Annotated in this window: 21 protein-coding genes; 14 read left to right on the plus strand and 7 right to left on the minus strand. The window is 59.5% G+C overall.

The features are described from left to right. Positions 1 to 50: 50 nt before the first annotated feature. From VOI22_RS05840 to VOI22_RS05850, 3 genes are read right to left on the minus strand one after another with little or no spacing between them, the layout of a single operon-like run. On the minus strand, positions 51 to 1,628 hold the full coding sequence (locus VOI22_RS05840; protein ID WP_323795617.1) for a cisplatin damage response ATP-dependent DNA ligase: 1,578 nt from the start codon (positions 1,626 to 1,628) through the stop codon (positions 51 to 53). Further along, complete coding sequence (locus VOI22_RS05845; protein ID WP_323795618.1) at positions 1,628 to 2,653, minus strand: ligase-associated DNA damage response exonuclease; 1,026 nt, start codon at positions 2,651 to 2,653, stop codon at positions 1,628 to 1,630. The genes VOI22_RS05840 and VOI22_RS05845 overlap by 1 nt, the downstream gene beginning before the upstream one ends. A 2-nt stretch (positions 2,654 to 2,655) precedes the next feature. Next, on the minus strand, positions 2,656 to 3,261 hold the full coding sequence (locus VOI22_RS05850) for an SIS domain-containing protein (protein ID WP_323795619.1): 606 nt from the start codon (positions 3,259 to 3,261) through the stop codon (positions 2,656 to 2,658). A gap of 226 nt (positions 3,262 to 3,487) precedes the next feature. On the opposite strand from VOI22_RS05850, the gene VOI22_RS05855 reads away from it, so the two are divergent. The 4 genes from VOI22_RS05855 to VOI22_RS05870 all read left to right on the plus strand — a co-directional run bounded on the left by VOI22_RS05855 (position 3,488) and on the right by VOI22_RS05870 (position 7,831). Next, a complete protein-coding gene (locus tag VOI22_RS05855) occupies positions 3,488 to 3,658 on the plus strand; it encodes a hypothetical protein (protein WP_323795620.1) in 171 nt (56 codons plus the stop codon). Between the two features lie 177 nt (positions 3,659 to 3,835). Next, positions 3,836 to 4,633: an enoyl-CoA hydratase-related protein gene (locus VOI22_RS05860; RefSeq protein ID WP_323795621.1), complete on the plus strand. Its 798-nt coding sequence runs from the start codon at positions 3,836 to 3,838 to the stop codon at positions 4,631 to 4,633. A gap of 240 nt (positions 4,634 to 4,873) precedes the next feature. Next, positions 4,874 to 5,314: a hypothetical protein gene (locus VOI22_RS05865; RefSeq protein ID WP_323795622.1), complete on the plus strand. Its 441-nt coding sequence runs from the start codon at positions 4,874 to 4,876 to the stop codon at positions 5,312 to 5,314. A gap of 39 nt (positions 5,315 to 5,353) precedes the next feature. Further along, positions 5,354 to 7,831: a ligase-associated DNA damage response DEXH box helicase gene (locus VOI22_RS05870; protein WP_416366087.1), complete on the plus strand. Its 2,478-nt coding sequence runs from the start codon at positions 5,354 to 5,356 to the stop codon at positions 7,829 to 7,831. A gap of 319 nt (positions 7,832 to 8,150) precedes the next feature. Here the strand turns inward: VOI22_RS05870 and VOI22_RS05875 are convergent, their stop codons facing one another. Then, a complete protein-coding gene (locus VOI22_RS05875; RefSeq protein ID WP_323795623.1) occupies positions 8,151 to 8,360 on the minus strand; it encodes a cold-shock protein in 210 nt (69 codons plus the stop codon). A gap of 335 nt (positions 8,361 to 8,695) precedes the next feature. On the opposite strand from VOI22_RS05875, the gene pdeM reads away from it, so the two are divergent. The 7 genes from pdeM to VOI22_RS05910 all read left to right on the plus strand — a co-directional run bounded on the left by pdeM (position 8,696) and on the right by VOI22_RS05910 (position 16,380). Continuing rightward, entirely contained in the window at positions 8,696 to 9,370 is a 675-nt protein-coding gene (gene pdeM, locus VOI22_RS05880) for a ligase-associated DNA damage response endonuclease PdeM (protein ID WP_323795624.1), read from the plus strand. 64 nt (positions 9,371 to 9,434) lie between these two features. Then, on the plus strand, positions 9,435 to 10,889 hold the full coding sequence (locus VOI22_RS05885; protein ID WP_323795625.1) for a deoxyribodipyrimidine photo-lyase: 1,455 nt from the start codon (positions 9,435 to 9,437) through the stop codon (positions 10,887 to 10,889). A 63-nt stretch (positions 10,890 to 10,952) separates the two neighbouring features. Continuing rightward, entirely contained in the window at positions 10,953 to 12,299 is a 1,347-nt protein-coding gene (locus tag VOI22_RS05890; RefSeq protein WP_323795626.1) for an NAD(P)/FAD-dependent oxidoreductase, read from the plus strand. A gap of 1 nt (position 12,300) precedes the next feature. Continuing rightward, complete coding sequence (locus tag VOI22_RS05895; protein ID WP_323795627.1) at positions 12,301 to 13,134, plus strand: DUF1365 domain-containing protein; 834 nt, start codon at positions 12,301 to 12,303, stop codon at positions 13,132 to 13,134. A gap of 117 nt (positions 13,135 to 13,251) precedes the next feature. Continuing rightward, positions 13,252 to 14,421: a cyclopropane-fatty-acyl-phospholipid synthase family protein gene (locus tag VOI22_RS05900; protein ID WP_323795628.1), complete on the plus strand. Its 1,170-nt coding sequence runs from the start codon at positions 13,252 to 13,254 to the stop codon at positions 14,419 to 14,421. A 4-nt stretch (positions 14,422 to 14,425) separates the two neighbouring features. Continuing rightward, the gene (locus VOI22_RS05905; RefSeq protein ID WP_323795629.1) at positions 14,426 to 15,787 is read left to right on the plus strand and encodes an MFS transporter; all 1,362 of its coding nucleotides are present in this window, start codon (positions 14,426 to 14,428) and stop codon (positions 15,785 to 15,787) included. A 20-nt stretch (positions 15,788 to 15,807) separates the two neighbouring features. Next, complete coding sequence (locus tag VOI22_RS05910) at positions 15,808 to 16,380, plus strand: DUF3833 domain-containing protein (protein ID WP_323795630.1); 573 nt, start codon at positions 15,808 to 15,810, stop codon at positions 16,378 to 16,380. Here the strand turns inward: VOI22_RS05910 and VOI22_RS05915 are convergent. From VOI22_RS05915 to VOI22_RS05925, 3 genes are read right to left on the minus strand one after another with little or no spacing between them, the layout of a single operon-like run. Next, positions 16,351 to 16,797: a nuclear transport factor 2 family protein gene (locus VOI22_RS05915; protein ID WP_323795631.1), complete on the minus strand. Its 447-nt coding sequence runs from the start codon at positions 16,795 to 16,797 to the stop codon at positions 16,351 to 16,353. The genes VOI22_RS05910 and VOI22_RS05915 overlap by 30 nt on opposite strands. Beyond that, positions 16,794 to 17,543, minus strand: a complete 750-nt coding sequence (locus VOI22_RS05920) for an SDR family NAD(P)-dependent oxidoreductase (protein WP_323795632.1) — start codon at positions 17,541 to 17,543, stop codon at positions 16,794 to 16,796. The genes VOI22_RS05915 and VOI22_RS05920 overlap by 4 nt, the downstream gene beginning before the upstream one ends. Positions 17,544 to 17,568: 25 nt before the next feature. After that, positions 17,569 to 18,345 carry a DUF6134 family protein gene (locus tag VOI22_RS05925; RefSeq protein ID WP_323795633.1) on the minus strand — a complete coding sequence of 259 codons (777 nt, stop codon included), beginning with the start codon at positions 18,343 to 18,345 and terminating at the stop codon, positions 17,569 to 17,571. 164 nt (positions 18,346 to 18,509) lie between these two features. Between VOI22_RS05925 and VOI22_RS05930 the strand changes: the two genes are divergently transcribed. Genes VOI22_RS05930 through VOI22_RS05940 form a run of 3 tightly spaced genes read left to right on the plus strand, consistent with a single transcriptional unit; the run spans position 18,510 to position 20,929 of the window. Then, entirely contained in the window at positions 18,510 to 19,022 is a 513-nt protein-coding gene (locus tag VOI22_RS05930) for a Fur family transcriptional regulator (protein ID WP_323795634.1), read from the plus strand. Between the two features lie 3 nt (positions 19,023 to 19,025). Further along, the gene (locus VOI22_RS05935) at positions 19,026 to 19,784 is read left to right on the plus strand and encodes a metal ABC transporter ATP-binding protein (protein WP_323795635.1); all 759 of its coding nucleotides are present in this window, start codon (positions 19,026 to 19,028) and stop codon (positions 19,782 to 19,784) included. Positions 19,785 to 19,819: 35 nt separating this feature from the next. Further along, positions 19,820 to 20,929 carry a GTP-binding protein gene (locus tag VOI22_RS05940; RefSeq protein ID WP_323795636.1) on the plus strand — a complete coding sequence of 370 codons (1,110 nt, stop codon included), beginning with the start codon at positions 19,820 to 19,822 and terminating at the stop codon, positions 20,927 to 20,929. Positions 20,930 to 20,934: the final 5 nt, after the last annotated feature.

Below are 20,934 nucleotides of genomic sequence, written 5' to 3' on the forward strand. Positions count from 1 at the left end.
TCTTTATCAAGAAAACGCTTGGCTTGGAAAGACGGGATGGAGAAATCGTCTCAACTGATCAGCTTCTCGAGATTTTCCAGACGATCCGCTTCTTCCGCCGGTTTGTCCCAGCGAATGCGGTGAAAGCGCGGAAAGCGCATGGCGACACCGCTCTTATGACGCGAGGACCGGTGCACGCTGTCAAACGCCACCTCGACAACGAGCGCCTGTGTCACCTCGCGGACCGGGCCGAACCGGTTCACCGTGTTGTCACGCACCCATTTATCGAGCCTCTTCAGCTCTTCGTCCGTAAATCCGGAATAGGCCTTACCGACCGGCACGAGTTCAAGGCCCGCCTCTCCATCCCGCCAGGCTCCGAAAGTATAGTCGGAATAAAAGGACGAGCGCCGTCCGTGCCCGCGCTGGGCATACATGACAACAGTATCGACGGTCAGCGCATCCCGCTTCCACTTGAACCACGGCCCTTTCGGCCGTCCGGCCTGATAGATACTGTCGCGGCGCTTCAGCATCAGGCCCTCGATCTGTGCCCCCCGGCATCCGGCCCGAAGCGCTTCAAGCGCCGCAGGACTGTCGAACGGGACCAGCTCCGAGATGTCCGTCCGCTCCGGTTTCTCCCGGTCCCAGAAAGCTTCCAGCCTGGCGCGGCGCTCTTCAAAGCCGAGAGAACGCAGGTCCTCCGCGCCGTCGAACAGGATGTCGTATAGCCGAATATGGGCGGGATGCTGCTGAAGCATCTTCGCCGTCACCCGCTTGCGATTGAGGCGCTGTTGCAAATCGTTGAATGGAGCAACCTCACCATCCCGAACCACCAGCAGCTCTCCATCCAGCACGCCCTCAAACCCCATAAAGTCGACAATATCCGGAAAGGCGGATGAGATATCGTCACCGGTCCGCGAATAGAGCCGCCGCTCGCCCGCTCGGGCCGCAAGCTGGACTCTGATCCCGTCCCACTTCCATTCAGCCGCATAGTCCGCCAGGGGCAGTTTTTCCAACTCCATCTCTTCCAGAGGACTGGCCAGCATCAGGGGCCGGAAAACAGCTCGATTACTCATATCGGGACGCGGCGCCGTACCTTCCAGCCAGGCGAACAATGGCTCGTAAGGCGGCTCCAGCCCGTGCCAGACCTCTTCGATATCGTCCGCGGAGATCCCGAAAGCATCACCCAGCGCCGTTTTTGCGAGCCGGGCCGAGACTCCGACCCTCAGTCCGCCGGTAATCAGCTTCAATAGTGCCCAGCGCCCGGTCGCATCCAGCGTATCGAGCCAGCTTTCAAGCAACACGCCAGCTTCGGCCGGCTTCAGGTCGGCAAGCATGGCAGGGATCTTGCCCAGTTCCGGCGCAGTCGCATTTGTCGGCCGTTCGGGCCAGATCAGGGCCACGGTCTCGGCTAAGTCACCGACGAAATCGTAAGACCACCCAAACAGGTCAGGATCCACACGCTGCATGCCCAATTGACGGATCAGGGCCGGCTTCGCGTTTTTCAGATCCAGCGCGCCGGCCAGCGCCGCAAGGGCGATGCCACGATCCGGGTCTGGCGCATGGGAGAAGTAATCCGCCATCAACTTCAGCTTGATCGTCCGCTGCGGGGCATAGAGCAGCCGGTCGAGAAGTTGAGAGAAACGCTCCATCAGCCTTCCTCCTCATACCCGATCAGCCGGAGCGCCTGCGCCTCCATGCCTTTTAGCCGGGCCGCATGGACCAGTGCTTCCTCGCGTCCGTGTGTGACCCAGACCTCCGGTGCCCCGACGTCGTCCAGCGTCGCCAGCAACTCGTCCCAGTCGGCATGATCGGAAATCACAAGGGGTAGTTCGACCCCGCCCTGCTTTGCCCGTTGCTTTACCCGCATCCAGCCTGACGCCATGCAGATCACCGGATCTGGCAGTCGGCGCGCCCATCGGTCCGCGATGGCTGATGGCGGTGCCAGCACAATCTCGCCCTTCAAGGCATCGCGCGGCTGGCCTTTTTCTCCCGCCGTCGCCGGCAGCAACTCACCCAAGCTTACTCCATGTTCCTGATACAGCGCGCAAAGCGGCAAGAGCGCACCGTGCAGATAAAGCGGACGATCATATCCACTCGCCCGGATCAGCGATATCAGCCGCTGCGCCTTTCCGAGGGAATAGGTCCCGATCACATGGCAGCGCTCGGGAAACAGCGCATGCGAATGCATCAGGCTTGCTATTTCGTGACTGTCCTCCGGATGCCGGAAAACCGGCAGGCCGAACGTCGCCTCGGTGATGAAAACATCACAGTCTACAGGCTCGAAACCGGTGCATGTCTGATCTGGGCGGCGTTTATAGTCGCCGGAAACGACAACCCGCTCGCCCCTATGTTCCAGCACGACCTGCGCACTGCCGAGCACATGCCCGGCCGGCGCCAACCATACAGTCACATCATTGACGGTGATCTTCTCGCCGAAGCAGAGTGCCTGGCTGCTTTTGAACGGTGTTTCGCCGTACCGCACCCGCATGATGGCAAGCGTTTCAGCCGTGGCGGCGACCGTGCCGTGGCCCGGACGGGCATGGTCTGCGTGCCCGTGAGTGATCACCGCACGATCAACCACGCGGGTCGGATCGACATAAAAGCCGCCTGGCTCGACAAGCAGACCTTCCGGCCTGACTTTTATCCAGCTTGCCCTGCGCGCGGCTTTTGCCATCCCTACTCGATATTATCCGTTCGTGCCTGCTTACCGAGATAGCCGCCGTGATGGCGAAGTCCATATTCATGCCGTGAGACGCCCTTGCGCTCCATCAGCACCAGCGCCAGCGCATCGCTGACGGCGGACATGACGGCCATACTCGCGGACGGTGTCAGACCCAGCGGACACGGTTCTTTCACCGCGCCCATATCAACGATCACGTCCGACAGGTCCCGCAGGCCGCTATCAGGATGCGAGGTGATACCGATAACCTTGCCGGCATCGACATGACGGCTAAGTTCGATGAATTCCAGCACTTCCCTGGTCTTGCCACTGGTCGAGAAGGCAACGATGCAATCCCCCGGCGCGACCATGCCCAAATCGCCATGGGCGGCCTCACTCGGATGAATGAAGAAGGCCGGTGATGCCGTGGAGCTCAGGATCGCCGCGAATTTATGCGCGATGAAACCCGCCTTCCCCATCCCGGTCGTGATGATTTTGCCTGGTGTGCCCTGAAGGATATCCAGCGCTTTCTCATAGCTTTCATCGATCTTGATGGCATTGATGGCGGCGGCTTCCGCATCCAGGATCATCTTGATGCGAGAGGTGATGTCGGAACTGTTCAAGGGAGCCTCGAAATCTCGGGTTTTCCAGATGCCGGAACTTAACCGACCGCTGGATGAGACTCCAGCGTCACGGCGTCATGTTTTGCGCACTCTTTATCATACCGTCGACTTATTGATCGCCAATCGGCATTAATTCAATGCTGCATTGCAGCATTTTCATTTTACGCTCTCGTAATGATCTTCTACACAAGATCACAGGATGTTGTTGCCTGCACAGGAGCTATACATGTTCACTGAAAAAACCAAACGCCCCCGGGTCTATTTTGCCGACACCCAGCGCAAATGGTCGACTTTGCAGGCTGAGTGCGCACAGGAAATGATCGACGGTCTGGCACGTCATAACGATGCAGCCGAGATGCACGGCGAAACAGCATCGGCAGCCCAGAAGGCTGCCTGATAATTCCGCGACTGCGAACATAGAGGCCGGATGAGACTGAAATAGTCTCTCCGGCTTTTTTGTTGCCTGTTCCAACCACTGGATGTGCCCAGCCTCAGGGTTGGATTACCGGAAATCCCGGCATACTCTTCGTCGGCTCCGTCCGGAGCTAATTCCAACGCTCGAAGAGGCCCAGCCATGTCCGAACCCGTCGTCCTGTTATCAAAAGACGCGCGCGGCGTCGCCACAGTCACCATTAATCGGCCTGACGTGAACAACGCCTATAACGGTGATGTCATCCAGGGGCTTATCGATGCTTTCGGCGACTGTGCCACGGACGATGCCGTTCGTGTCGTGGTGCTCCGGGGCAACGGTAAGCATTTCCAGGCCGGCGCAGACCTGAAATGGCTTAATGCCATCGGCGCGCTCTCTCCGGAGGAGAATGTTGAAGTATCACGCCGCACAGCTTCCGCCGTCTGTGGCCTGAACGACTTCACGAAACCGACCGTGGCGCTGGTGCATGGCGGCTGTTTCGGTGGCGGTGTCGGTATTGTGGCTGCCTGCGATGTTGTGATTGCCAGCGAGGATGCAATCTTCGCCATTACCGAAGCCCGCTGGGGTGTGATGGCCGGGATTATTGTGCCTCACCTGAACGCCGCCATGGGGCCGCGTAATGTCCGCCGCTACGCCCTGACCTGCGAGCGTTTCAAGGCTGCGAAAGCTGCGGAAATGGGGCTGGTGCATGAAGTCTGCGCGACCGGCACGCTCGACGAAGCCGCGGCACCGGTGATCGACCAGTTGCTGCTTTCGGCACCCGAGGCCATGACGCAGACCAAACAGGTCATCCTGGAACATGCCAACATCACGCTTGCCGATGCCTATTTCGAGCGACTGGTCGCCCAGCACGCGGCAAAAAGGCAATCAGATGAAGCCTCCGAAGGGCTGAAAAGTTTCGCTGAGAAACGCCAGCCGTCCTGGTATCCAGGAGCGGCCTGAATAAACGCTCTATAACCTCGGCAGAGGATCGGGCTCTGCCGAGGTTCATTTGGACAGTTGATTTTGATCTCTCTGATAATTTTGTCTTTTTTTTATCATGGGTATTGGCGTATGCTACCTTGTCGTCGTAACTGAGTACACAGACATCCATCGCAACCGGATTGAGCGAGGAATAAATGAAGACATTCCTTACTCCGGCGCAGTATCAGCTGCCGACCATCAAACTGCCCCAGTGGTAAAATGACCGTTTCCGGAGTGAGCGACCGCTACTCAAACAGGACGGAGCCCCTTTCCTGGCGTGTGGATATGGACAGGCAATTGCTGTTTATCGATCTGGCGCCAGGCTTTACGGATTACGACCTCACAAAACATGTGCCCATGATCTGGAAAGAAAATCCGGACATCATCTGGTTCAACGTGGTTGTCGATCAGCATCGCAATGACGAAACAAACAACTGGAGCTGGAACGGCCTGCTCACCGTCGCGCAGGAATGGCACGCATACGCGCAAGGCAGGAACTCAGGCAAACATGTTGCCATCGTCACCAAGAATTACTGGATCACTCAGCTTGTAAACAAAGCCTTAGGCCAGATCTTTCCCGGCAGCACGTTCAAGTGCTTCAAGGATCATGCGGATGCGACCGCATGGGCCCTCGCGGGGCCTCGACCGGAAGCGCAATAGCCGCTTGCTGTAATCCCGCTCAGCGACCACTTTTGGACCATGCTGGATAAAACCGCACAGTCCCGGCCTGATATGACAGGCCTGCCAAAAACCTTCCGCGACTGGTTTGCCGATAAAAACTGGCAGCCGCACTCGCACCAGCTTGAAATGCTGGATGCGGCCCGTAAGGGCAAACATGCCTTGCTGATCGCACCGACCGGAGGCGGCAAAACCCTCGCCGGCTTCCTGTCCAGTCTGGTCGAGTTGGCCGAAACACCTTTTGACGGTCTGCACACGCTTTATATCTCGCCGCTGAAAGCCCTTGCTGTCGATATCCATCGCAACCTGACGCAGCCGATCGAGGAAATGGCGCTGCCTGTCACGGCGGAAACCCGGACCGGCGATACCCCTCAGGCTAAAAAACAACGCCAGCGTGGCAGCCCGCCCAATATCCTGCTGACCACACCGGAAAGCTTTGCCCTTTTGCTTTCCTATACCGATGCGCCGAAAATCTTCCGGCGGCTGCGCACCATTGTCATCGACGAGCTGCATGCACTGGCCCCCAACAAGCGCGGGGAGCTGCTGTCGCTCGGTCTTGCCCGCCTAGCGAAACTCGCGCCGGAAGCACGCCGCGTCGGGCTTTCCGCAACCGTCGCTTATCCGGACGCACTGGAGGCCTATCTGTCTCCTACTGGCCGGACGGGAAGCGGGATGGTTGAACGCGTCACTGGTGGCGGTGCGGTTGCAGCCGATGTCAGGATCATGATCGGGCGCGGGCATTTTCCCTGGTCCGGCCATATGGGCAGCTACGCGGTCGAGGATATCTACGAGCAGATCTGCGGCGCCGCGACCACACTCGTCTTCGTCAATACGCGGGCACAGGCAGAGATTCTGTTCCAGGCGCTCTGGCGGATAAACGAGCAGAACCTGCCAATTGCCCTGCATCACGGCTCGCTCGCGGCGGAGCAGCGGCGCAAAGTTGAGGCGGTCATGTCGAAGGGTGGGCTACGGGCCGTTGTCGCCACCTCTTCCCTCGATCTCGGGATCGACTGGGCGGCGGTCGATCTGGTCATCCAGGTCGGTGCCCCGAAAGGCTCCTCGCGCCTGCTGCAACGGATAGGAAGGGCTAATCACCGGCTTGATCAGCCAAGCCGTGCCATCCTGATCCCGGCGAACCGGTTCGAGGTGCTGGAATGCCAGGCCGCGATCGACGCCGTGAACGAGATGAGTCTCGACGGCGAGTTGCCAAGCGAAGGCGCGCTGGACGTGCTGGCGCAGCATATCCTCGGCACCGCCTGCGCCGGACTGTTTCATCCGGATCAGCTTTACGAGGAAGTCCGCACCGCCTCGCCATATGCCAATCTCAGCCGGGAGGATTTCGACGCGGTCCTGCGGTTCGTAACAGATGGCGGATACGCCTTGCGCACCTATGACCGGTTCCGCCGGCTGCGGCCGACCGCCGACGGATTGCTGACCGTGGTCAATCAGCGGGTCGCCCGGTCCTACCGGATGAATGTGGGCACGATTGTGGAAGCGGTGACACTGAAGGTCCGGATGCGCCGGGGACGTTTTCTCGGTGAGATCGAAGAGTATTTCGTCCAGGGCCTGACATCAGGCGACACTTTCCTCTTCGCCGGCCAGCTTCTGACTTTCGAGGGTGTCCGTGAGACAGTCGTGGAGGTCAGCCCCGGCAAGGGAGAGGAGCCGGAGATCCCCGCCTATATGGGCGGACGCCTGCCCTTCACCACGCACCTGTCGGACAGGGTCCGGGCCATGCTGGAGGATGACAAGAACTGGCCAACCCTGCCCGCGCCTGTCGAGGACTGGCTGCGGATGCAGCAATGGCGTTCCGTCATGCCTAAACGGGACCGGCTGCTGGTGGAGGTTTTTCCGCGCAGCGGGAAATTCTATCTTGTCGCCTACTGCTTCGCCGGACGGAACGCGCACCAGACACTGGGTATGTTGCTGACCAGGAGGATGGAACGGGCGGGACTGGACCCGCTCGGCTTCGTTGCCACCGATTATGTGATCGCGATCTGGGGCTTGAAGGAGCCCCGTGCCGAAGATGTAGCCGGGCTATTCGACCAGGACATGCTTGGAGACGATCTTGAGGAATGGATGGCGGAATCAACGCTGCTGAAGCGTACATTCCGGAACGTCGCGGTGATCGCCGGCCTGATCGAACGGAAGCTGCCGGGACATGAGAAAACAGGCCGGCAAGTCACTTTCAATGCCGACCTGATCTATGACGTGCTGCGCAGCCATGAGCCCGATCATGTCCTGCTCCGTGCCACCCGCGCGGACGCTGCGCGCGGCCTGACGGATATTCGCCGTCTGGCCGAGCTTCTGGTCCAGGTGCATGGCAAGATCGATGTCCGCCACCTCGACCGGGTCTCTCCGCTCGCCGTTCCGATCCTGCTTGAGATCGGCAAGGAACATGTCTACGGCGGTGCACTCGACACCCTGTTGGAAGAGGCGGAAGCTGAACTGGTCAGCGAAGCGACCGGCGGTAATAAGCAGGCAAACCTGCCGATATAACCGGTGCTTTAATTCACGACGATGGTTGAGGCGCTGCCATACATTTCAGAGATGATGGTGCGGGCATGGCCAATCATTTTGGGATTCTCGGTGCCTCTAATGGAAAAGACGTTCGCACCGCTTGATCGGGAAAAAGAGACGTAGTTGTGAAGGCCGTAGTTGGTAAGAAAGTTAGATTCGTAGTTCATAATATCCTTGAGAGATCATAGTAGTTGGGGAAAATCTGAATAGGTGGCGGATCAAATCTGATCGGACGCGACCTGCAGTCAGTATGAATAAGGGCGATCAGCGACCGCCCTTATTCTTTATGTTCAGTGCGTTAGTCGACGATCTTTACGTTTTCCGCAGACGACTTTCCACCCTGGCCCGGGACCAGGTCGAACGACAGGCGCTGGCCTTCGTCGACGGAGGTCATGCCGGCGCGCTCAAGAGCGGAAATGTGCAGAAAAGCGTCTTTAGAACCATCTTCCGGCTCGATAAAGCCATAGCCCTTGGTGGCGTTGAACCATTTTACAGTACCTGTGGTCATGATTTTTCCTTTCACGACAAATTAAGCGGTCCGGAGCCCAATGCGACGGACCGAGGGTAACGCTCAAAATATCGGAGAAGGAACATGATCGACGGCAAAGCGGCGAGACAGTCTTTTAACAGCGACTTCTAAACGTGAATGATACATAGAACGAATATGGACAATCGCAAGTTATTTTACGTCGGAACATATTATTTTCATCAGACTGAAACATGCGCCACCCCGACAATAAAACAGACCAGGCCATTGGTACGATTACATAATTATGCCGCATGAATACCGCCTCATACGGGATCACCATTGACCCGGCTCCTCGGATCCGCCAAAGCAGCGCCATGACTTCAGAACCACTCACCCTTAACGGCGTCTCACTGGTCGCCGATCTTTCCGGCGCCTTGTACTGGCCCGATCGCTCCCTGCTCGTGGTGTCCGATCTGCATCTGGAGAAAGGATCGAGCTACGCGTCAAGAGGCGTTCATCTGCCGCCCTACGATACGGCGGACACTCTGAACCGCCTGGCTAAAATCTGCGGCCATTACAGGCCTCAATCAGTGATTTGCCTTGGCGACAATTTTCACGATACCGGCGGGCTGGACCGAATGGGAAAAGCCGACCGGGCCGCACTTGAGCATCTGATCTCGGCACATGACTGGCTCTGGATCACCGGTAATCACGACCCGGAGCTGCCAGATGACCTTCCCGGCCGGAACACGACGGAAGCAACCATCGGCGCCTTGACCTTCCGTCACGAAGCCTCAAGGTCACCTGCCCATGGGGAGATCAGCGGTCACTATCATCCATCGGCGCGGGTACGGACCCGTCAGCGCAATCTCAGCGGACGTTGTTTCGCCCACAACGGGGACAGGCTGATCATGCCGGCATTCGGTGCGCTGACAGGCGGCCTGACAGTCCGCGATGCAGCCATTCGTGCAGTGCTCGGCACGCATTTCGATGCTCTCTTCCTTGGCCCCAAACGCATCTACCGTTTTCCGACCGACAAGCTTTGCTGAACGGAAGTGATCCGAGTCCGAACCGGGCCCGTAAGTCCCCTTGCAGGTTCTTAAAGGTGGTAGCGTGACCGAACGTCCTATTATTCTCTGGTTTCGTCAGGATCTCCGGCTCGGGGACAATCCGGCCCTGGCAGCGGCTGTGGCATCCGGCGCCCCCATCCTTCCAGTTTTCATTCTCGATGATGACACACCGGGGAAATGGGCCCCGGGAGGCGCATCCCGTTGGTGGCTGCATCAGAGCCTCGATGCGCTTCGGCAATCCCTCGCCACCCTCGACTGTCCCCTGCTGTTGCGTCGCGGCACCGCGGCCGAGACCATCCGGACGCTTGCGGCGGAAACCGGCGCAAGTGCCGTTTACTGGAATCGCTGCTACGAGCCCTTCGCCATCCGCCGCGATGCCGCACTGAAAAGCGCGCTGAAAGAGGATCGTATCGAGGCCGAGAGCTTCAATGCAGCGCTTCTGTTCGAGCCCTGGCAGGTGAAAACCAAAACCGGCACGCCGCCAAAAGTTTATTCGCCTTACTGGCGGGCCATGCGCCTTCTCGGCGACCCGGCACCGGAAGGCGCCACTCCCCAATGCATCCCGCGCACCGCAAAGCTCCCGGCAGGCGATCAACTTGACGACTGGAACCTGCAGCCGCGCGATCCCGACTGGGCATCCGGTTTCTCCGCGCTCTGGCAGCCGGGCGAACAAGGCGGGCTCGACAAGTTGGACGAGTTTCTGGAAAACGCGATCGACGGGTATAAGACGGGCCGTGATTTCCCGTCACGGCCACTTGTCTCGCGACTCTCGCCGCATCTTCACTTCGGAGAAATCGGCCCGCGCCAAGTCTGGCACCGCACCGTCGCGCATTGCATCACGACCGGCCGCGATCCGTTTTCGGGATCGGTAGAGCATTTCCTGAAGGAGCTGGTATGGCGCGAATTCTCCCACGCCCAGCTTTATTTCAACCCGGACCTCCCGGACGTCTGCCTGCGCCCCGAATATGAGCGCTTTCCATGGGACCGGGCAGAAAAGCCCCTGCGCGCCTGGCAGCGCGGGAAAACCGGTATCCCCATCGTGGATGCAGGGATGCGGGAGCTTTGGCAAACCGGCTACATGCACAACCGGGTGCGGATGATCTGCGCGTCCTTTCTGGTGAAGCACCTGATGGTGGACTGGCGCGCGGGCGAGGCCTGGTTCTGGGATACGCTGGTCGATGCAGACCTGGCGAACAACGCCGCATCATGGCAGTGGATCGCTGGATCCGGTGCCGATGCAGCGCCCTATTTCCGGATCTTCAACCCCGTCCTGCAGGGCGAGAAATTCGATAAAGACGGCGCGTATACCCGCAACTGGGTCCCGGAGCTTTCCGAGGTTCCCGACCGATACCTGCACAAGCCATGGGAAGCGCCGGGAGACCCGGCACCGGACTATCCGGAACCCATCGTAGATCTAGCGTTCGGTCGCGACAGAGCACTTACGGCGTTCAAAAGGCTGAATGACGGACTTTCGTCCGACATCGCCGCGTGCGCTTAACCATACGCGAAATGCTGCACAGTCGGCACGATTATGATTAGAGTTTTCCCTGGGGGTAATGGAATGCGCATAGCTGTCATCGGAAGCGGTATCGCCGGGTTTGGCGCGGCATGGTTATTGTCTTCGCGTTATCAGGTCACCGTGTACGAGGCGAACGACAGGCTTGGCGGGCACAGCAACACGGTTTCGGTGGATTATGACGGCCGGCAGATCCCGGTCGATACAGGCTTCATCGTCTATAACGAGGCGACCTACCCCAATCTGATCAGCATGTTCGAGGTCCTCGATGTTCCAACAAAGCTCAGCGACATGTCGTTCAGTGTTTCCGTCGATAACGGTGCGCTCGAATATGAAGGCTCGCTCAAAGGTCTGATTGCGCAACCGGCCAATCTCTTAAAACCGAGCTATTACAAAATGCTGGCGGACGTTGCGCGGTTCTTCTCCGCTGCCCCGCGCCTGCTTGATGAAGACGGCGATCCGGGCCTCACGCTCGGCGACTTCCTGAAACGTGAAGGCTATGGCGACGGCTTCCTCTACGACCACCTGCTGCCGATGGCCGCTGCGATTTGGTCCTGTCCAGTAGAGACCATGCTGGCCTTCCCGGCCCGCAGCTTTGTTCGCTTCTTCGTCAATCATGGCCTGCTCAAACATGCGAACCGGCCACAGTGGTTCACCGTCGACGGCGGCTCCCGCTCTTATGTGCAGCGCCTCGCCGCGGAAATCGAGCAGCGCGGCGGACAGATCCGGACCGGCCAGCCCGTCCGCCGCATTCGTCGTCTTGAGACCGGCGTGATGATCGGGGAGCCGGACGGCTCCGAGACTTACTACGATCAGGTCGTCATCGGCGCCCACGGCGACGAGGCACTCGCCATGCTGAGCGACGCCAGCGACGCCGAACGCGCCTTGCTCGGCTGCTTCAGCTACCAGGACAATGTTGCGGTGCTGCATCGGGATCCGCGCCTGATGCCAAAGCGTCGTCAGGCCTGGGCCTCCTGGAACTATCTCTCGGAAGGCCGCCGCGACATGGACCGCGCCGTTGCCCTGACCTACTGGATGAACCGCTTGCAGGGTATCGACGACAAATATCCACTATTCGTCACCATGAACCCGCTCGAGGAGCCCGACCCGGCGCTGGAGTTCGCACGTTTCACCTACACACACCCCGTATTCGACAGCGCCGCAGTCTGGGCCCAAGGCGAAATGATGCCAATTCAGGGCGTCCGTAACACATGGTTCTGCGGCAGTTATTGTGGCTACGGATTCCATGAGGACGGGTTGAAAGCGGCGATTGCCGTCGCCCGCGGCCTTGGTATAGCGCCGCCCTGGAACACCGATGTCGAGCCGGCAAGCGGGCACTGGCTCGACCAGAACAGCGTGTATGCGCCTGCTCAGGACGCAGGAGACGACTGAGATGGTGGCTCCCGCACATACAGGGCCCGCCACACCGGCAGAGTCTTGCCTCTATCGGGGGGTGGTCACACATGCCCGGCTGATCCCGTTCAGGCACCGCTTCGTCTATCGGGTTTTCTCAATGCTGCTGGATCTGGAAGAGGTCGATGGCCTCGCGGGCAAGCTAAAGCTATTCTCCCATAACCGTTTCAATCTGTTCTCCTTCTTCGACAGAGACCATGCGTCACGCGACGGCACGTCCGCTCTCGAATGGGTCCGACAGCAGCTTCGTTCTGCAGGCTACGAGGCACATGAAGGAAAAGTCTTAGTTCATTGTTTCCCAAGAATTCTCGGGTATGTTTTCAACCCTCTTTCGATATATTTCTGCCACCATCAAAATGGCCATCTGCAGGCCATACTGTATGAGGTGAAAAACACTTTCGGCCAGCAGCATTGCTACCTGATCCCGGTTGAGCCGATCCAGGATGATGGCGGTACGATCCGGCAGAGTTGCGATAAGAGTTTCTACGTTTCCCCCTTCATGGAGATGACCGCTACCTACCGCTTCCGGCTGAAGGAGCCCGGCGATAAACTCTCCATCCTGATCCGGCAGGAAACGCCGGAGGGAGAGACCCTCGTCGCGACCCATACCGGAACGAGAGAAGCAATGACGGACCGGGCCCTGCTCAAGGTGGCCCTGCTCTACCCACTTCTCACGGCGAAGGTCGTCGCAGGCATCCATTGGGAAGCCCTGAAGCTCTGGATCAAGGGAGCTGTCTTCCACAAACGGCCGGAGACACCGGGAGAGCCGGTATCCGTCATTAATAAATCATCCACTGGGCCACATGTTGCGTAAGACGAGTGATCATAATTGGGGCGCGTTGAAATGACTGATCGCGAGATCTGCGAAACATCCACATTGCCAGAATCTACGTTTCCGAACGGGACCATCCCGGTCAAACCGGACTCATTCATGCCCTGGACACGGGCTGTGCTGATCATGTTGAAAGCCGTCCGCATGGGTGAGTTGCATTTGCAGACACCCAATGGTCAGCTGCATATCATCAAGGGAAGCGAGCCCGGCCCGAAGGCGCACTTGCAGCTACGAAGCGACGCAGTATGTCGGCGCCTGTTGCTCGGAGGCGATCTCCGTTTCGGCGAAGACTATATGGACGGTACCTGGGATACCCCGGATCTGCCTGCCCTGCTCTCGTTCGGCGCCGTAAACCGCAATGCACTGGCCAAAGCGCTCGACGGGACGCGCTTAGGACGCTTCATGAAAACCCTTGGGCACTTGTCCAACCGCAACACCAAACGCGGGAGCCGGCGCAACATCGCCCACCATTACGATATCGGGAACACCTTCTACGGAAAGTGGCTGGACCCGAGCATGACGTACTCCTCTGCCGTCTTCGAGCCGGGTGTGGAAGAACTTGAGCCGGCGCAGCGCCGGAAATACCAGCGCATCGCCGACATGCTGCAACTTGAGCCGGGCCAGACCGTTCTGGAAATTGGCTGCGGATGGGGAGGCTTCGCATCCGTCGCCGTACGCGAATACGGCGCCCGCGTCGTTGGCCTCACGCTTTCCCAGGAACAGCATGACTACGCGATTGAGCGGGCGAAACGCGAGGGTATAGCCGACAAGGTTTCGATCCAGCTTTGCGATTACCGGGACGTCGACGGACGGTTCGACCATATCGCCTCAATCGAGATGTTCGAGGCGGTCGGCGAACAGTACTGGCCGGTCTTTTTCGATCAGGTAAAAGCGCGGCTGACCGATACCGGCCGTGCCGCAATGCAGATCATCACCATCAACGACAGGGATTTCGAATCCTATCGCCGGAACCCGGACTTCATCCAGAAATACATCTTTCCAGGCGGCATGCTGCCGTCGGAAGTGCGCCTGACCGATCATTTCGACGCCTCCGGTCTGGAATGCGTCGCCAATGACGGGTTCGGTATCGACTATGCCCGTACACTGGCGATCTGGCGGGAACGCTTCCTCGCCCGCTGGCCGGAGATCGCCCCACTCGGCTTCGACGAGCGGTTCCGGCGGATGTGGGAATATTATCTCTGCTATTGCGAAGGTGGCTTTCGTGCCGGCCTCATCGATGTCCGGCAAATCGCGCTGAAACACGCTTAAGCGAATGGCAGTCACAGCGCCGGTCGACGGCACTCCCGCGCGCTATTCACGGGGCCAGCTTCTTGCCTACGGATTGCCGGGTCTGCCGTTGGCCGGGCTCGGTGTGCCGCTCTTCATCTTCTTGCCCGCCTTCTACGCGCAGAACCGGGGTCTAAGCCTCGAAGCTGTCGGTTTCGCCCTGCTGCTGGCCCGGTTGTGGGACGCCGTCTCCGATCCGCTGATCGGCATGCTAAGCGACAGAATAGAAACCCGTTTCGGCCGACGAAAGCCCTGGCTCTTCGCCGGGACACCGATTACCTGCCTTGCCGTCTACATGCTTTTCGTCCCACCTGAAGGGGCTGGCACGCTCCACCTCTTCGGCTGGAGCGCCCTGCTGTATCTGGGGTGGACCATGGTGCAACTGCCCTACACGGCGTGGGGCGCAGAGCTGTCCGGCGGGTATCACGAGCGCTCGCGGATAGCAGGCTTTCGCGAAGGTATGCTGGTTTTCGGCACATTGCTGGCAGCTGGTATGCCCGCCATCGTGTCGGCAGCCGGTGGCGGCGAGGATACCGGAACGGTGCTCACTGTCCTGGCGCTCTTCCTGATCGTTGCACTGCCTGTCGCAATCACACTCGCAGCCGCAATCATGCCGGAGCGCCCGAAGCTTGCCGCGCTCCAACATCTCAAGGCCGACAGGCGCGCCGGGGCCGCGCTTCTGCTCCGAAACAAGCCCTTCCTCCGGCTGATCCTGGCTTATTTGCTGAACGGTCTGGCAAACGGGCTAGCGGCAACCCTCTTCGTGCTCTTCGTGGACAAGGGCCTCGGCCTGCCGCAGGAGACGGACGGACTGCTGCTGATTTACTTCCTCGCCGGGATCCTCAGCGTCCCCGTCTGGCTCACCATCAGTCATCGTGCCGGGAAGCATCGCACCTGGATCGCCGCCATGCTGGTGAACAGCGCAATCTTCGCGCTCGTGCCTTTGCTCGGCCCCGGCGACTATCTCGCCTTCCTTGCCATCTGCATCGGCACAGGCGCGTGCCTCGGTGCCGATCTGGTGCTGCCTCCTTCCATGCAGGCCGACGTGGTGGATGTGGATACGGCGGAGGGAGGCCGCAGCCGAACCGGCCTATATTTCGCGCTCTGGGGCATGGCGACGAAGCTGGCCCTTGCCTTGGCCGTCGGCATTGCCTTTCCAGTGCTTGCCGCCTTTGGTTTCGATGCTAACGGCAGCAATGATGCGGATGCCCTGCTGACGCTCTCTCTGCTCTACGGCGCGGCACCCGTCATCCTGAAACTTACGGCCATCGCCATCATGCGCAACTTCCCCCTGACCGCGACGCGACAGGCCGCATTGCAACGCAAGATCGCCGAAAACATCCAATAAACACCATCCGGAGATGATCCATGACCCGTGTCTTGCCGTATCTGCTTGTAGTGCTGTTGAGCCTCGGAGCGTGCAGTTCAATGAAGATCGATGATTTTGCAGGAACCGGGCCCGACTTCCGTCCGGAAACATATTTCGCCGGATCGAGCCGGGCCTGGGGCATGTTCGAGGATCGCTTTGGCAACCTGAAGCGGGAGTTCACTGTCGACCTGCAGGGCGACTGGGACGGCACCACGCTGACGCTGACCGAGGATTTCGTATATGGGGACGGAGAGAAGGAGCAGCGAATCTGGCACATCACCAGGACCGGCGACGGCACCTATGAAGGCCGAGCGGATGATGTGGTCGGTGTCGCCAACGGCGTTGCCCGGGGCAAGGCGCTGAACTGGTCCTACGATCTGATGCTGAAAGTCGGCGACAGCCGGATCAAGGTCAGCTTCGACGACTGGATGTTCCTGCAGCCGGACGGCGTGCTTATCAACAAGGCAGACGTCTCGAAATTCGGGATTACGATCGGCACCGTTACGCTGTTCTTCCAAAAAGGCGCACTGCCGGAGAGCGCATCATCTGGCCGGCGAAAAACCGCGGCTTAGCCAGCGCAGAAGCGGACCGAGCACCGGAAACAATCCGAAGACCTGAGAGGCCGCGTCCCAATGGTCGATATGCGAGATGACGAGGCCATCTTCGCTGAACGTCACCTCGCTCATACCAATAATTTCAATCTCTCGCCGGGCAGCCGACTTCACCCGCCCGGAAAACCGCCATTTGAGATAACAGGCCTCTTTGCCGACAGCCTGATCCAGCACAACGAAAGTCGGTGCTTCCATTGCCTCGAACATGTGCCGGAAGATTCCAAGCACGGCCTGCCTGCCCCGCACGTCACTGAACGGGTCACGGAAGCGGACATCGTCCGCCAGGAGTGGCGACAGGGCTTCGAGATGATCTGAAGTCAGTTCCTCAAAACAGATGGCATAGGCGGCCAGTGCCGTCGCTCTGTCATCCCCCGTCACTTGCCAGTCCCCCGCTTCACCAGTCGGAAATAAAGGCTATAGGGCAACGCGTTGAGGCAGCGCAGAATAATGGCGAAGATCCTTGGAAAAGTGATCTCGAACCGGTCGGACCGAAGTCCGCGATAAAAAGCCTCTGCAGCATCTTCCGGCTCCATCAGAAACGGCATTGGAAACGGGTTCCGGTCTGTCAGCGGAGTACGGACAAAGCCCGGGCACACCAGTTGCAGTTTCACGCCGTTCCGGTCGAAATCCGGTTTCAGCGCCTCGGTCATGTTGATCAGGGCCGCCTTGGTCGCACCATAGGCTGATGCAGTCGGCAAACCGCCATAGCCAGCAACGGATGAAACCACGGCAACATGGCCACGGCGCCCCTCGATGAAACCCGGCGTAACCGCAGCCAGACAATTCACCACCCCCATCAAGTTGATATCGATCAGGTCGCGGAAAGTCTCGATGCGAAAGTCCTCAACCTCTACGGGCTTGTGAGTTCCGGCGGCGAATACCGCCATATCGAGCCCGCCCCGCTCCTCCCGGATACGGGTGACGGCAAAAGCTGCCGCATCCGCGTCGGTCACATCCAGCGGATAGGCGAAGAACCGAGCTTCATGCTTTGCCGCCAAATCCGCCAGCGCACCGGCTGAACGGGCTGATCCCGCAACAATCCAGCCATCGCGCATCATCCGCTCGGCCAGTGCAAGCCCGATACCGGAGCTTGCCCCGGTAATCCAGACACACCGCGATGTCATCCCGGCCTCTCCATTTCTCAAAACGCTACTCGAGTTCGCTGAGGACATTACGGATCTCCTCAGAGCCGATATCCTTGACGCTTTCAAGTTCCAGAAAACGGGTTTCGTCACCGGCGCGCGGGACGATCCTGACATACTCGAAATTGGAATCGTCGACGGTAAAGCTCATCTTGGCCCATTCGCCGCGCTTGTCGTACCAGATGTCGAGATCGAGCTCGCCCCGCATCTGGTAGCGCTCAGCTTCGATCCGCTCACCCTTGGACAGGATGGTTTCCGGCCCGGTCTTGGTCATGGTGATTTTGCGCAGCCGGCCATATTGCAGGTCGATCAGTTCGCTTGCTCTCGTCAGGGCCGTATTCCAGTAGGTTGACGGCACGGACGTGCCGAGCGGCGCCAGTTGCTCGCCCTCGCCACCGGAAAACCGGAACCCGTCCGGCCCGGTTTCTCCATCGACCCGGAAGATCTCTCCATCATCATTGACCATCCCGCGCGCTGAAATGAGGAGTGGCCCGCTCCATTCATCCCGCGCCCGGAGCGCGTAATAATAGAGTGAGAACGGACCTATTCGATAATCAAATAACGTCTGAGTATCAACGGTATATACATCGTTATTGACGTTGAACCGCAGCATGACGACTCCCAACGGAGAGTCGTTCCTGAAGACCTGGAACTTGATCAGCCCGTCTTGCGCCCAGCCGGACGGCGCATTCGCCCATAGCGGCGACGAAAATGCGAACGCCCCTGGAGTGACAAGCAGGAGCAGAGCAAAAACCCGGAAGTATCGAAATAGCGAACATTTCATGAAACAAGTCCTCAGCTAACCCAGGTCGCCGGCCTCCGGCACCCGATCCGCATATGGCTTTACGTCCGCCATAAAGATCCGGATCAATGCCGGGCCTTGGATAGCTCATATGAAACATTATACTATTGCATTGACGCAGCTTCGAACGCGATGGATCCCGCACCTTGTCACATGCCCGCGACAGCTTTCCCAAACCAGATCATGACCATGGCCGGTGTCTGAAAGACGCCCTCGGCGCCGCTGAGCGGCTCTGCGCCGAACGCGGTGTCCGGATTACTCCTGCCCGCCGACGGGTGCTGGAGCTTGTCTGGCAGCGCCATGCGCCGGTTGGCGCCTATGACATCCTTTCCGAAATGCAGCGGGATGCAGAGAAAGACGGCAAGCCGGGCGCCAAGGTCGCCCCGCCAACCGTCTACCGGGCGCTCGATTTCCTGATGGAACAAGGGCTTGTGCACAAGGTTGAATCCCAGAACGCCTATATCGGCTGCAGCCATCCCGAGGGGAGCCATGATTGCGGGTTCCTGATCTGCCGGGAGTGCGGCTCGGCTCTTGAGATCGAGGACGACGGCCTCAGCAATCTGCTCTCCGAGCTTGCACGCCGGCATGGTTTCGAGGCCCGGCGGAGCACCGTCGAAATCGAAGGACTGTGCCCGTCCTGCAAATCCCGCGCGGCCTGAGACATGTTGAAAGCATCCCCGACCCTGCTTGAGGTTTCCGACCTCACCGTTCTCAGAAACGGTCGCCCTGTGCTCGACAAGATCAGTTTCAGCCTCGGCAGCGGCGAGATCATGAGCGTGATTGGCCCGAACGGCGGCGGCAAGACGACCCTGCTCCGGGTGATCCTTGGACTGCTTACCCCCGACAGCGGAACGGCGCAGCTCGCCCTTGGCACCAGCGTTGGCTACGTGCCGCAGAAGCTCGCTCTCGACAATTCCATGCCGCTGACGCCCCGGCGCTTCCTCTCACTCGGCATGAAATCGGCGCGCGGCCGGGTCGCGGAGACAGCGGAACGAACCGGCATCACCCATCTTCTGGATCAGCAACTGACCAGTCTCTCCGGTGGCGAAACACAGCGCGTGCTGCTCGCCCGGGCAATCATGAAACAACCGGACTTCCTGGTGCTGGACGAACCGACCCAGGGCATGGATGTCGCCGCACAGTCCGAACTGTTCCGGCTGATCGGGGCGATCCGGGAGGAAACCGGTGCCGCGATTATCATGGTCTCGCACGACCTGCACCTGGTGATGCGCGGAACGGACCGGGTGCTCTGCCTGAACGGTCATGTCTGCTGCACCGGTCATCCCGCCGAGGTCGAGCGCAATCCGAGTTTCCGCGCCCTGTTCGGACGCTTGGACGAAGCCGCCGTCGTGCCCTATCGTCATGACCACGATCATACCCATGATCATGAACACGGCCCCGATTGCGGGCATCATCACTGACCCGACCACACTGACACCGACCCACGAGTATTAAAATGACAAGCACGACAAGCGAGCCGGACCGGCTTCCGGTCTCCATCCTCACCGGGTTCCTGGGCAGCGGTAAAACCACCCTGCTGGCGAAGCTGATGCATCACCCGGAGATGGACCGGATCGCCGTCATCGTGAACGAGTTCGGCGAGGTCGGGCTCGATGATGCGCTGGTCATGGAGTCGAACGAGGATGTGGTGCTGCTGAACAGCGGCTGCCTCTGCTGCACAGTCCGCGGCGATCTGGTTGATACGCTGAAGCGCCTGTTCAAGGACCGAGCCAAGGGCAATATCCCCGATTTCGACCGCATCGTGGTCGAGACAACCGGGCTCGCCGACCCGGCGCCGATCCTGCACACCATGATGGCAGACCCGTTCCTGGTCACCCGCTTCCGGCTTGACGGCGTCATCACCGTGGTCGACGCCCATCACGCAATGCAGCAGTTCGACACACAGTTCGAAAGCGTCAAGCAGGCCGCCGTCGCCGACCGGATCGTTCTGACCAAGATAGACGTCACGGACGCTGAGACCGTTGCCGCCGTTGAAAAGCGGCTCTACGAGCTCAATCCTGCGGCTCCGGTCATCAAGGCCATCCAGGGCGATGTCGCTCCGTCAGTCCTGTTCGATGCCGGACTCTATAACCCCAAAACCAAAAGCGCGGATGTCGGCCAATGGCTGCGCGAGGAAGCCTACCGGGCGACCGAGGGCCACGTGCATCATCACGATCACGGCAATGGCCATGGGCATAGCCACGATGGAGATCACGGCCACGGTCACCACCACGATGTCAGCCGGCACGACGATCACATTCATTCCTTCGTGCTCTATTTCGACGAGCCGCTGGAATGGAACCGGATCGCCGGCGCGCTGGATATGATGGCCCAGACCCACGGCGCCAATATCCTGCGCATCAAGGGTCTGCTGAACCTGAAGGAACTCGATGACGACCAGCCGGTCGTCGTGCATGCCGTCCAGCACATGTTCCATCCACCGGCAAAGATCGAGAAATGGCCGAGCGACGATCGCCGTTCCCGCCTCGTCTTCATTGTCCGGGATCTGGAGAAGAAAACGATGGAGAGCGTGATGAACTCCTATCTCGCGCTCGAATTCGCCTGACCGCA

This window comes from Nisaea sp., assembly GCF_034670185.1.
Classification (GTDB): Bacteria; Pseudomonadota; Alphaproteobacteria; order Thalassobaculales; family Thalassobaculaceae; genus Nisaea.

What these genes read in the sequence shown, in the direction of transcription:
- VOI22_RS05840 (WP_323795617.1), bottom strand. Translation starts at nt 1,628, where the DNA reads ATGGAGCGTTTCTCTCAACTTCTCGACCGGCTGCTCTATGCCCCGCAG.
- VOI22_RS05845 (WP_323795618.1), bottom strand. Translation starts at nt 2,653, where the DNA reads ATGGCAAAAGCCGCGCGCAGGGCAAGCTGGATAAAAGTCAGGCCGGAA.
- VOI22_RS05855 (WP_323795620.1), top strand. Translation starts at nt 3,488, where the DNA reads ATGTTCACTGAAAAAACCAAACGCCCCCGGGTCTATTTTGCCGACACC.
- VOI22_RS05860 (WP_323795621.1), top strand. Translation starts at nt 3,836, where the DNA reads ATGTCCGAACCCGTCGTCCTGTTATCAAAAGACGCGCGCGGCGTCGCC.
- VOI22_RS05865 (WP_323795622.1), top strand. Translation starts at nt 4,874, where the DNA reads ATGACCGTTTCCGGAGTGAGCGACCGCTACTCAAACAGGACGGAGCCC.
- VOI22_RS05870 (WP_416366087.1), top strand. Translation starts at nt 5,354, where the DNA reads ATGCTGGATAAAACCGCACAGTCCCGGCCTGATATGACAGGCCTGCCA.
- VOI22_RS05875 (WP_323795623.1), bottom strand. Translation starts at nt 8,360, where the DNA reads ATGACCACAGGTACTGTAAAATGGTTCAACGCCACCAAGGGCTATGGC.
- pdeM (WP_323795624.1), top strand. Translation starts at nt 8,696, where the DNA reads ATGACTTCAGAACCACTCACCCTTAACGGCGTCTCACTGGTCGCCGAT.
- VOI22_RS05890 (WP_323795626.1), top strand. Translation starts at nt 10,953, where the DNA reads ATGCGCATAGCTGTCATCGGAAGCGGTATCGCCGGGTTTGGCGCGGCA.
- VOI22_RS05895 (WP_323795627.1), top strand. Translation starts at nt 12,301, where the DNA reads ATGGTGGCTCCCGCACATACAGGGCCCGCCACACCGGCAGAGTCTTGC.
- VOI22_RS05900 (WP_323795628.1), top strand. Translation starts at nt 13,252, where the DNA reads ATGCCCTGGACACGGGCTGTGCTGATCATGTTGAAAGCCGTCCGCATG.
- VOI22_RS05905 (WP_323795629.1), top strand. Translation starts at nt 14,426, where the DNA reads ATGGCAGTCACAGCGCCGGTCGACGGCACTCCCGCGCGCTATTCACGG.
- VOI22_RS05910 (WP_323795630.1), top strand. Translation starts at nt 15,808, where the DNA reads ATGACCCGTGTCTTGCCGTATCTGCTTGTAGTGCTGTTGAGCCTCGGA.
- VOI22_RS05920 (WP_323795632.1), bottom strand. Translation starts at nt 17,543, where the DNA reads ATGACATCGCGGTGTGTCTGGATTACCGGGGCAAGCTCCGGTATCGGG.
- VOI22_RS05925 (WP_323795633.1), bottom strand. Translation starts at nt 18,345, where the DNA reads ATGAAATGTTCGCTATTTCGATACTTCCGGGTTTTTGCTCTGCTCCTG.
- VOI22_RS05935 (WP_323795635.1), top strand. Translation starts at nt 19,026, where the DNA reads ATGTTGAAAGCATCCCCGACCCTGCTTGAGGTTTCCGACCTCACCGTT.
- VOI22_RS05940 (WP_323795636.1), top strand. Translation starts at nt 19,820, where the DNA reads ATGACAAGCACGACAAGCGAGCCGGACCGGCTTCCGGTCTCCATCCTC.